At 71.2% G+C, this 12869-nt stretch carries 1 protein-coding gene (cut by both window edges); it reads left to right on the top strand.

This entire window lies inside a single protein-coding gene on the top strand: locus tag ACWF9G_RS18050, encoding a non-ribosomal peptide synthase/polyketide synthase. The 43893-nt coding sequence extends 18080 nt beyond the window's left edge and 12944 nt beyond its right edge, so the window shows coding positions 18081–30949 (codon 6027, partial, through codon 10317, partial); the first codon wholly inside the window starts at position 2. Both the start codon and the stop codon lie outside the window.

Here is a 12869-nt window from a genome sequence, read left to right as displayed (position 1 = left end):
CGAGGAGCAGGCCAAGCGCTACGCCCTCGACTCCGATACCCGCGCACTGCATTTCGCCTCGCCCTCGTTCGACGCCTCGATCCTGGAACTGCTGCTGGCGCTGGCCCGTGGCGGCGCGCTGGTCGTCGTCCCGCCGGGTGTCTACGGCGGTGACGAACTGTCCGAGCTGATCCGCGCCGAGCGGGTCACCCACGCGTTCATCACCCCCGCCGCGCTGGCCACCTTCGATCCGAGCGGCCTGGATTCGCTGCGGGTGCTGGTCGCCGGTGGTGAAGCGGTGCCCGCCGACCTGGTGAGCAAGTGGGCGGTTCCGTTGGCAGACGGCACAACCCGTGCCTTCCACAACGGTTACGGCCCGACCGAGACCACGATCATGACCAACATCAGCGCCGCGCTGGTGCCGGGCGAGCTGGTCACCATCGGTGGCCCCACCCGCGGCATGCGCTCGCTGATCCTGGACGCCCAGCTCCAGCCCGTTCCGGTGGGTGTCGCGGGTGAGCTGTATCTGTCGGGCATCCAGCTGGCGCGTGGCTACCACGCCCGCGCCGGTCTGACCGCCGACCGGTTCGTCGCCGATCCGTTCGTGCCGGGGGAGCGGATGTACCGCACCGGTGACGTCGTGCGCTGGACCGCCGCCGGCACCGTCGAATACGTCGGCCGCTCCGACTTCCAGGTCAAGATCCGCGGTTTCCGTATCGAACTGGGCGAGATCGACTCGGCCCTCGCCTCGCACGAGACCGTCGACTTCGCGACCACCGTCGGCCACAAGAGCACCGCGGGCGCTGTCTCGCTGGTCGCGTATGTGGTTGCCGCGCCGGGCCGTTCGATCGATGTCGCGGCGCTGACCGCGCACGTCGAGGATCGTCTGCCCGCCTACATGGTGCCCTCGTCGATCATGGTGATCGACCACGTGCCGCTGACCCCGGTCGGCAAGCTCGACCGCAAGGCGCTGCCGGAGCCGGTGTTCGCCACCGAGGTCACCTTCCGTGCCGCGCGCACCTCGATCGAGCAGACCATCGCCGAGGTCTTCGCCGAGGTGCTCGGTGTCGAGCGCGTCGGTGTCGACGACTCGTTCTTCGCCCTTGGCGGCGACTCGATCGTCTCCATCCAGCTCGTCTCGCGGGCCAAGGCCCGTGGCGTGCTGTTCACCCCGCGCCACGTCTTCGAGCAGCGCACCGTCGCCGGCCTCGCCTCGGTCGCCGAAACCGCCGATGTGGCAGCGGCTTCCGTGGTCACCCTGGCCGAGCTGCCCGGCGGCGGCGTCGGTGAGCTGCCGCTGACCCCGGTCGTACGGTTCATGGCCGAGCGGTCCGGCTCGTTCGACCGGTTCAACCAGACCATGGCGCTGGAGCTTCCGGTCGGCATCGACCGCGCCGGCATCGCCGCCACCGTCGGCGCGGTCATCGACCGGCACGACATGCTGCGCTCGCGCCTGCACCAGGTCGACGGCCGCTGGGTCGTCGACACCGCGCCGGCCGGTGCTGTCGACGCCGACGCGCTGATCGACCACAGCACCTTCGACGCGACCGTCACCGACGCGGAGCTCGTCGAGATCGCCTCCGCCGCATTGGATGCCAGCCTCGACCGGCTCGATCCGGCCGCGGGCGTCGTCGTCCGGTTCGTGTGGCTGGAGCCGGCCGTGAGCGCATCGGCGCCCGTGGTTTCGCTGCCCGGCGCCGAAGCCGCGGCTCCGGCGAAGGCCACCCGCGCCGGACGTTTGATCGTCGTCGCCCACCACCTCGTGGTCGACGGTGTCTCCTGGCGCATCCTGGTGCCCGACTTCGTCGCCGCCTGGGGTCAGCTGTCGGCCGGTCAGCGGCCCGAGCTGGTCGCCCCGGCCACCTCGATGCGGGCCTGGGCGCACGCGCTCGCCGACGAGGCGCGCACCCCCGAGCGCACCGCCGAGCTCGACTTCTGGCGCGAGGTCGTCGCCACCCCGGATCCGCTGCTCACCGAGCGGCCGATGGACCCGGCGGTCGACGTCTCCGGCGTCATCGAGAAGCTGCCGGTTGAGGTGTCCGCCGAGGTCACCAAGGCCCTGCTGACCACAGTGCCCGCCCTGTTCCACGGTGGCGTCAACGACGGTCTGCTCACCGCGCTCGCCCTGGCCGCGGCGAAGTGGCGCTCCACGCGCGTCCCCGCCACCGGCGCGGGCATCCCGGTCAACGGCTCCGCGCACCGCGACGGCCCGCGCACCGACTCCGCCCGGTCCGGCAGCGACGCGCTGCTGGTGCGCCTCGAAGGCCACGGCCGTGAGGAAGAGGTCGCGCCCGGCGCCGACCTGTCCCGCACCGTCGGCTGGTTCACCGCGATCTTCCCGGTCCGGCTCGACCTGGCCGGCATCGACATCGACGCCGCGCTGGCCGGTGGCCCCGCGCTGGGCCAGGCGGTCAAGGCCGTCAAGGAACAGCTGCTCGCCGTGCCCGACAAGGGCATCGGCTACGGCCTGCTGCGGTACATGAACGCCGACACCGCGGCGGAACTGCCCGCCCAGCTGCCCGGCCAGATCAGCTTCAACTACCTGGGCCGTGTCGCCGACAGCGACGTGCCCGACGCGCTGCGCGGCTTCGGCTGGATCCCCGCGCCCGAGCTGGCCGCCCTCGGCGGCGCCTACGACGCCGACATGCCAGCGATGGCGCCGCTGGACGTCAACGCGATCGTCGTCGGCGACAAGCTCAGCGCCAATATCGGCTACCCGAGCACCCTGCTCGCCGCCGCCGAGGTGCGCGAGTTCGCCGACCTGTGGGTCACCGCGCTGGAAGCCGTCGCCCGGCACGCCAACTCGGCCGACGCGGGCGGCCACACGCCGTCCGACTTCGCGCTGGTGCGCTCCACCCAGGGCGATATCGACGTCTGGGAGAAGCGCTACCCCGAGCTGACCCAGGTGTGGCCGCTGGCCGCGCTGCAAGCGGGTCTGTTCTTCCACGCCCGCCTGGCCGCCAGCTCGGTCGACGTCTACACCGCGCAGGCGGTCCTGACGCTCACCGGCCGGGTCGACGCCACCCGTCTGCGCGCCGCCGCCCAGGCCCTGCTCGACCGGCACGAGACCCTGCGCACCGCGTTCGTCACCGACCACGACGGCAATGCCGTCCAGATCGTCCTCGACCACGCCAAGGTGGCCTGGACCGAGCACGACCGCACCGAAACGGGCGAGTTCGCCGACCTCGTCGAGGCCGACCGCAATGCCCGCTTCGACCTGGCCGCCCCGCCGCTGATCCGCTTCACGCTGATCCGCATTGCCGAGGACGAATGGCGCTTCGTGGTGTCCAACCACCACATCCTCCTCGACGGCTGGTCGACGCCGCTGGTCATGCGCGACCTGCTCGCGCTCTACGCCCTGCACGGCGACACGAGCGCGCTGCCCGCCGTCCGCTCCTACCGTCACTTCCTGGAATGGGTTGCCCAGCAGGATCACTCGGTGTCGGTGGCGGCCTGGTCCGACGCCCTGCGCGGCGTCACCGAGCCGACCCTGCTGGCCCGCCCCGACGCCAGCCGCGAGATCGCGGCCCTGTCGGAGGAGTACCTGTTCGACCTGGACGAGCCGGCCACGGCCCGCCTGGTCGCACTCGCCGCCGACCTCGGCGTCACGCCGAACACCGTGCTGCAGGTCGCCTGGTCGATCGTGCTCGGCCGGATGACCGGCCGCGACGACGTGCTGTTCGGCACCACCGTCTCGGGCCGCCCGGCGCAGCTGTCCGGCGTGGAATCCATGGTCGGCCTGTTCATCAACACCGTCCCGGTGCGCGTGCGCTTCGACGCCGCCGAGTCGGTGCGCGAGGTGCTGACCCGCACCCAGGGCGAGCAGGCCGACCTGCTCGACCACCACTACATCGGCCTGGCCGACATCCAGTCGGCCGCGGGCATCGGTGGCCTGTTCGACTCGCTGGTGGTCTTCGAGTCCTACCCGGTCGACGCCGAGGGCATCAAGGCCCAGGCCGCCGACATCGACGGCATGGCCGTCACCGGCCTGGACGCCGCCGACGCCACGCACTACCCGCTGTCGCTGATCGCGCAGTTGGACACGCAGCTCCGTATTCGGGCCGGCTACCTGAGCGACCTGTTCGACGCCGCCACTGTGCACCGCATCGCCGAGCGCCTGATCCGGGTGCTCACCGCGATCACCACCGAACCCGGTGTGGCCGTCGGTGATATCGAGCTGCTCGATGCCGCCGAACGCGAACTGGTCGTGCGCGACTGGAACGCGACCGCGCACGAGGTCGACCAGCAGGCCACGCTCGTCTCGATGTTCGAGGCGCAGCTGGCGCGCACCCCGCTGGCCACCGCCCTGACCTTCGAGGGAACGAGTCTGTCCTACGGCGAGTTCGCCCAGCGGGTCTACCGCCTGGCGCGCTGGCTGATCGACCGTGGCGTCGGCCCGGAAACCTATGTGGCACTCGGCATGCGCCGCTCGATCGACCTGGTCGTCGGCATGTACGCGGTGAGCGTGGCCGGTGGCGCCTACGTGCCGCTCGATCCCGATCACCCGGCCGAGCGCACGGAATACATTCTGGCGACGGCGGATCCGGTGTGTGTGCTCACCTCGGAGTCCGACCTGGAGATCGACACGGCGCAGGTCCGCATCGACCTGCTCGACCTGGTCGGCTACGCCGATACCCGCGTCACCGATGCCGAGCGCACGGCGCCCCTGCGTCCGTCGAACACCGCGTACGTGATCTTCACGTCGGGTTCGACGGGTCGTCCGAAGGGTGTGGCGGTCAGCCATGGCGCGATCGTCAACCGTCTGGTGTGGATGCAGGCCGCCTACGGTCTCACCGCGGCCGATGTGGTGTTGCAGAAGACGCCCGCCACGTTCGACGTGTCGGTGTGGGAGTTCTTCTGGCCCTTGCAGATCGGCGCGCGTCTGGTCGTCGCCAAGCCGGACGGTCATCGCGATCCGGCGTACCTGGCCGAGATCATCCGCGTCGAAGGCGTGACCGTCACCCACTTCGTGCCGTCGATGCTCGCGGTCTTCGTCGCCGATGCCGCGGCCGCCCGCTGCGAATCGCTGCGGATGGTGTTCGCCTCCGGTGAGGCGCTGCCGCCCAAGCCCGCGCACCGCCTGCGCGAGCTCACCGGCGCCGCGCTGCACAACCTGTACGGCCCCACCGAGGCCGCGGTCGACGTCACCTTCCACGAGGTCGTCGACACCGACACCGACACCGTGCCGATCGGCGCCCCGGTGTTCAACACCGAGGTGTACGTGCTGGACGCGCGCCTGCGGCCGGTCCCGGTCGGTGTCGCGGGTGAGCTGTACCTGGCGGGCACCCAGCTGGCGCGCGGCTATGTCGCGCGGCCGGACCTGACCGCCGACCGCTTCGTCGCGAACCCCTTCGAAGACGACGGCGCCCGCATGTACCGCACCGGCGACCTCGTCGCCTGGACCGAGCTCGGCGAGCTGGAATACCTGGGCCGCACCGACTTCCAGGTGAAGCTGCGTGGTCTGCGCATCGAGCTGGGCGAGATCGAGTCGGCGCTGACCGGCCTCGACGAGGTCGCCCAGTCGGTCGTCGTTGTCCGCGGCGACCAGCACACCGGCGACCAGCTGGTGGCCTACGTCATCGCCGCGCCGGGCCGCACCGTCGACATCGAGGACGCCCGCGAGGAACTGGGCAACAACCTGCCCGCCTACATGGTGCCCGCGGTCATCATCGTCCTCGACGAGTTCCCGCTCAACGCCTCCGGCAAGCTCGACCGCAAGGCGCTGCCCGCGCCGGTGTTCGAGGCCGCGGTGTTCCGCGCCCCGACCACCCCGGTCGAGGAGATCGTCGCCGCCACCTTCGCCGACGTGCTCGGCCTGGAGCGGGTCGGCCTCGACGACGACTTCTTCGCCCTCGGCGGCAACTCGCTGACCGCGACCCAGGTCGCCGCCCGCCTGTCGGCCTCGCTGGAGACCGACATCGGCGTCCGCGAGCTGTTCGAGGCCTCCACCGTCGCCGGGCTGGCCGCGCGCGCCGAGACGCACTCCGGCACCGACCGCCGCGCCGCGCTGGTCCCGCAGCATCGCCCCGAGCGGGTGCCGCTGTCGCTGGCCCAGCAGCGCATGTGGTTCCTCAACCGCTTCGACCCCGAATCCGCGGTCGACAACATCCCGGCCGCCGTGCGGCTGTCGGGCCTGCTCGACCGGCAGGCGCTGCAGGTGGCCGTGGCCGACGTGCTCGCCCGCCACGAGTCGCTGCGCACCTACTACCCCGAGGTCGCGGGCGCGGCACACCAGGTGATCGTGCCGACCGGCAAGGTCATCCCCGATCTCGCGCCGATCGAGACCACGGGTGCCGAACTGCCGCAGCGCCTCTCGGAGCTGGTGCTGACCGCGTTCGACGTCACCGCCGAGGTGCCGTTCCGGGCCGCCCTGTTCGAGATCAGCCCGACCGAACACGTGCTCGCCCTTGTCGTGCACCACATCTCGGCCGACGGCTTCTCCATGGGCCCGTTGACCCGCGACGTGATGACCGCCTACAGCGCTCGCGTGGAAGGCGCCGAACCGGCCTGGCGTCCGCTCGAGGTCCAGTACGCCGACTTCGCGCTGTGGCAGCGCGCCGTGCTCGGCGACGAGGACGACGCCAAGTCCGTGATCTCCCAGCAGATCTCGTTCTGGGGACAGCGGCTGCGCGGCCTGCCCGAACAGCTCGACCTGCCCGCCGACCGGCCGCGCCCCGCGGTCGCCAGCGGTCGCGGCGCCACCCACACCTTCGAGATCGACGCCGAAACCCACGCGGCGCTGGCCGATCTGGCCCGCGGGCGCGGCGCGACGCTGTTCATGGTCGCCCACGCGGCGCTGGCGCTGCTGCTCTCGCGCCTGTCCGGCGAGAACGACATCGCCATCGGCACCCCGATCGCGGGCCGTGGCGAGCGTGCCCTCGACGACCTGATCGGCATGTTCGTCAACACCCTGGTGCTGCGCACCGAGGTCGACGGCGACGCGAGCTTCACCGACCTGCTCGGCGAGGTCCGCGCGGCCGACATCGCCGCGTTCGGCCACGCCGACCTGCCGTTCGAGCGCCTGGTCGAGATCATCAACCCGGCCCGCTCGCAGGCACGCCACCCGCTGTTCCAGGTCATGCTGGCCTTCCAGAACACCGGCCAGGCCAACCTGGAACTGCCCGGCCTGACGGTCAGCGGCGTCGAGCTGCCGATCGACGTGGCCAAGTTCGACCTGCAGGTGGTGCTCACCGAGAAGCCGGCCGACTCGCCCTCCGGCATCGTCGCCGAGCTGATCTACGCCACCGACCTGTTCGACGCGGCCACGATGGCAGCCTTCGGGCAGCGGTTCGCGCGGGTGCTCGCCGCTGTCGGCGCCCAGCCGGAGCGTGCGGTCGGCGACGTCGATCTGCTCGACGGCCGCGAGCGCGAGCTCGTGTTGTCGGAGTGGAACTCCAACGAGCTCATCGGCATGGGCGGCGTGGGGCGCGGCACCTACGTGGTTCCGGCCGATACCGGGGAGACCCTGCTCGACCTGTTCCGGCTCGCCGAGCACGACGCCGACGCGACCGCGCTGACGTTCGAGGGGACAGCTCTGTCCTACGGCGAGTTCGCCGGGCGGGTGCACCAGCTGGCGCGCAAGCTCATCGACTCCGGCGTCGGCCCCGACACCCTGGTCGCCCTCGGCATCCGCCGCTCGGCTGACCTCGTTGTCGCCATGTACGCGGTGCTCGCCGCGGGTGGCGCGTACGTGCCGCTCGACCTGGATCAGCCCGCCGACCGCATCGCCTATGTGCTGGAGACGGCGCAGCCGGTGGCAGTGCTCACCACCGCGTCCGACGCCTTCGCCCCGGCCGGTATCCAGACCCTGGTGGTCGACGAACTCGACCTGTCCGGCTACCCGGCCACCCCGGTCGACGACAGCGAACGTCGTGCGCCGCTGCGGAATTCGAACCTGGCCTACGTGATCTTCACCTCCGGCTCCACCGGACGTCCCAAGGGCGTCGCGGTGTCGCACGCGGCGGCGGTGAACCAGATCCGCTGGATCACCGACGAATACGCGCTGACCGCCGACGATGTGGTGCTGTTCAAGACGCCGCAGACCTTCGACGTGTCGGTCTGGGAACTCTTCGGCACCATCGTCCGCGGCGCCCGCATGGTGATCGCGACGCCGGACGGGCATCGCGACCCGCAGTACCTGGCCGAGCTGATCGCCGCGGAAGGCGTCACGCTCACCTCGTTCGTGCCGTCCATGCTCGCCGTGTTCGCCGGTGTCGCGGCACCGGCGCAGCTGGCCTCGGTGCGCGCGTTGCTCGTCGCCGGTGAGGCGTTCACCTCCGATGTCGTCGAGGCGATCCGCCGGGTCAGCTCCGCCGAGCTGCACAACCTGTACGGTCCGACCGAATTCACGGTGCACGCCACCTACGCACCGGTCGCCGACGACGTGCAGGGTCCGGTGCCGATCGGCCGCCCCGTGCTCAATGCCAAGTCCTACGTGCTGGATTCACGTCTGCACCCGGTCGCCCCCGGTGTCGCGGGTGAGCTGTATCTGGCAGGCATCCAGCTGGCGCGCGGCTATGTCGGCCGCGCCGACCTGTCCGCCGACCGTTTCGTGGCGAACCCGTTCGGCGCAGGCGAGCGGATGTACCGCACCGGTGACCTCGTCCGCTGGAACGCCGACGGCACCATCACCTACCTCGGCCGCACCGACTTCCAGGTCAAGCTGCGCGGTCTGCGCATCGAGCTCGGCGAGATCGAGGCCGCGCTCACCGCGCACGGCACCGTCTCGCAGGCCGTCGTGGTCGTGCGCTCGGATGCCCGCACCGGCGACCAGCTCGTCGGCTACGTCGTGCCTTCCGGGGGCGCGACCGCCGAGATCGATTCGCTGCGTACACATTTGGCCGCCCAGCTGCCGTCCTACATGGTTCCGGCTGCGTTCGTCGTCCTCGACGCGATGCCGCTGAGCGCCAACGGCAAGCTGGACCGCCGCGCCCTGCCCGAGCCGGTGTTCGAGGCGCGGGAGTTCCGCGCGCCGAGCACACCGATCGAGGAGATCGTCGCCGCGACCTTCGCCGAGGTGCTCGGCCTGTCCGGTGACCGTGCCGTCGGCCTGGACGACGACTTCTTCGACCTGGGCGGCAACTCGCTGATCGCCACCCAGGTGGTCGCCCGCCTCGGCGCCGCCCTCGACACTCGCGTCCCCGTGCGCATGCTGTTCGAGGCTCCGTCGGTCGCCGCGCTGGCCGTCAAGGTGGAATCGCACGCGGGCAGCGGCAGCCGCCGCGAGCTCGTCGCCGGGCCGCGCCCGGAGCAGATCCCGCTCTCGCTGGCCCAGCAGCGCATGTGGTTCCTCAACCGCTTCGACAGCGCGACCGGGGTCAACAACATCCCGCTCGCCGTCCGCCTGACCGGTGACCTCGATATCGACGCCCTGCGTCAGGCCGTCGCCGACGTGGTCGACCGGCACGAGGTGCTGCGCACCGTCTACCCCGAGACCGCCGAGGGCCAGGGCGTGCAGGTCGTGCTGCCCGCGGGCCAGATGCCGATCGCGCTCACCCCGATCACGGTCGCCGAGGACGAGATTCGCGATCGGATCAGCGAACTGGTGCTCGCCGGGTTCGACGTGACCGCCGAGGTCCCGGTGCGTGCCGCGCTGCTGCGCGTCGCGGGCTCCATGGACGGCTCGACCCCCGACACCCACGTGCTCGTCTTCGTCGTGCACCACATCTCCGGTGACGGCTGGTCGGTGCGCCCGCTGGCCCGCGACGTGATGATCGCCTACGCCGCGCGCTCGCGCGGTGAGGCGCCGGGCTGGGCGCCGCTGCCGGTGCAGTATGCCGACTTCGCGCTGTGGCAGCGTGAGACCCTCGGCGCCGAGGACGACGCGTCCTCGATGATCGCCCAGCAGGTCGCGTACTGGTCCCAGCACCTGGCAGGCCTGCCCGATCAGCTCGACCTGCCCGCCGACCGCCCGCGTCCGGCCGTGGCCTCCAACCGCGGTGGTGTGCACGAGTTCTCGATCGACCCGGCACTGGCGGCGAGCCTGAACGCGCTGGCCCGCGAACACGGCGCCAGCCTCTTCATGGTCGTGCACGCCGCGTTCGCGGCGCTGCTCGCCCGCCTGTCCGGCAACGACGACATCGCCATCGGCACCGCCGTCGCCGGCCGTGGAGAAGCGGTCCTCGACGACGCGATCGGCATGTTCGTCAACACGCTGGTGCTGCGCAGCGGCGTCGACCCGGCCCAGACGTTCACCGAGCTGCTCGCGCAGACCAGGGAAAGCGACCTGGCCGCCTTCGGCCACGCCGACCTGCCGTTCGAGCGCCTGGTGGAGATCCTCAACCCGGCCCGTTCGCAGGCACGTCACCCGCTGTTCCAGGTGATGCTGTCGTTCCAGAACACCGGCGAGGCCTCCTTCGAGCTCCCGGGCCTCGAGGTCGCGGGCGTGCCGCTGGACGTGGTCACCGCCAAGTTCGATCTGCACCTGAACCTGGCCGACCGGCACCGCGCCGACGGTTCCGCCGACGGCATGACCGCCGAGTTCGCCTACGCCACCGACATGTTCGACGCCGACACCATCGCGGGCCTCGCGCAGCGCATGGTGCGGATGCTGACCGCCGTGGTGGCCGCGCCGGATCGAGCGATCGGCGAGGTCGAGCTGCTGGCCCCGGCCGAGTACCGCCAGGTTGTCACGGACTGGAACACCACCGCGCACCCGGTCGACCAGGCCGCGACGCTGGTGTCGATGTTCGAGGCGCAGGCGCTGACCAGCCCGAACGCGACCGCCCTCACCTTCGAGGGGACGAGTCTGTCCTACGGCGAGTTCGCCGCGAAGGTGAACCGCCTGGCTCGCCACCTCATCGCCCAGGGCGTCGGCCCCGACACCATGGTCGCGCTCGGCATGCGCCGCTCGCTGGACCTGGTGATCGGCATGTACGCGGTGAGCGTGGCCGGTGGCGCGTACGTGCCGCTCGACCCCGACCACCCGGCCGAGCGCACCCACTACGTGCTCGAGACCGCCGCGCCGGTCTGCGTAGTGACCACCGCGCGTGACGAATTCGACGCCGGCTCGACCGCCGCGCTGAACATCGAGAGCCTGGATCTGTCGGGCTACTCGGCTGCGCCGGTCACCGATGCCGAGCGGATCGCCCCGCTGCGTCCGTCGAATACCGCGTACGTGATCTTCACGTCGGGTTCGACCGGTCGTCCGAAGGGTGTGGCGGTCAGCCACGGCGCGATCGTCAACCGTCTGGTGTGGATGCAGGCCGCCTACGGACTCACCGACGCCGATGTCGTCCTCCAGAAGACCCCCGCCACGTTCGACGTGTCGGTGTGGGAGTTCTTCTGGCCCTTGCAGATCGGTGCGCGTCTGGTCGTCGCCAAGCCGGATGGTCACCGAGATCCGGCGTACCTGGCCGAGATCATCGCCACCGAAGGCGTCACCACCGCGCACTTCGTGCCGTCGATGATGTCGGTGTTCGTGGCCGAGCTGGCCGAGTCCGCCGCCGTCGCCCTGGCCGACGGCAGGCAGACCAGCAGCAGCCTGCGCCTGGTCTTCGCCTCCGGTGAGGCGCTGCCCGCACCGACCGCCCAGCGTCTGCGCGCGCTCACCGGCGCGGCCTTGCACAACCTGTACGGCCCCACCGAGGCCGCGGTCGACGTCACCTTCCACGAGGTCACCGACGCCGACACCACCTCGGTGCCGATCGGCGCCCCGGTCTTCAACACCCAGGTGTACGTGCTGGATTCGCGCCTGCACCCGGTGCCCGTCGGCGTGCCCGGCGAGCTGTACCTGGCCGGTATCCAGCTGGCGCGCGGCTATGTCGCCCGTCCGGACCTGACCGCCGACCGCTTCGTCGCCGATCCGTTCGGCGAGGACGGCGCCCGCATGTACCGCACCGGTGACCTCGTCACCTGGACCACCGACGGCGAGCTGGAATACCTGGGCCGCACCGACTTCCAGGTGAAGCTGCGTGGTCTGCGCATCGAGCTCGGCGAGATCGAGTCCGCGCTCACCGCGCTGCCGTCGATCGCCCAGTCGGTCGTGGTCGTCCGCTCCGACGAGCGCCTCGGCGACCAGCTGGTCGGCTACCTGATCCCCGCTGCCGGTGCCAGCATCGACCTCGATGCCGTGCGCACCGAACTCGGCGGCGCGCTGCCGACCTACATGGTGCCCACCGCGTTCGTGATCCTGGATGCCTTCCCGCTCAACGCCTCCGGCAAGCTCGACCGCAAGGCGCTGCCGGCGCCGGTGTTCGAGGCCAAGGTGTTCCGCGCGCCGTCGACCCCGATCGAGGAGATCGTGGCCGGCACCTTCGGTGACGTGCTCGGCGTGACCCGCGTCGGCGCCGACGACGACTTCTTCGAACTCGGCGGCAACTCGCTGCTGGCCACCCAGGTCACCGCCCGCATCGGCGCGGCCCTGGACACCCAGCTCTCGGTCCGCGACCTGTTCGAGGCGTCCACCGTGTCCGCGCTCGCCGCCCGCGCCGAGCACAACGCGGGCTCCGGCCGGACCCGCCCGCGCCTGACGGCGGGGGAGCGGCCCGCGATCATCCCGCTCTCGCCCGCCCAGCAGCGCTACTGGTTCCTCAACCAGTTCGACACCTCCACCTCCGCGGTGGACAACATCCCGCTGGCCGTCCGCCTCACCGGCGAGCTCGACGTGCCCGCGCTCGAGCAGGCCATCGGCGACGTGTTCGCCAGGCACGAGATGCTGCGCACCACCTACCCGCGCTCGGCCGACGGCCCGCACCAGGTGATCCTGCCGATCTCGCAGAGCCGCGCCGTTGTCCACCACATCGAGGTCGACGAGGCCGAGCTGCTCGGCACCGTCATCGAATTCGCGATGACCACCTTCGACGTCACCGAGGAGGTGCCGCTCAAGGTCGCGCTGTTCAAGCTGTCGGCTACCGACCACGTGCTCGCGTTCACCGTGCACCACGTTTCCG

It is taken from the genome of Nocardia sp. NPDC055029, from assembly GCF_053608525.1.
This window is presented reverse-complemented; position numbering and strand designations above follow the sequence as displayed.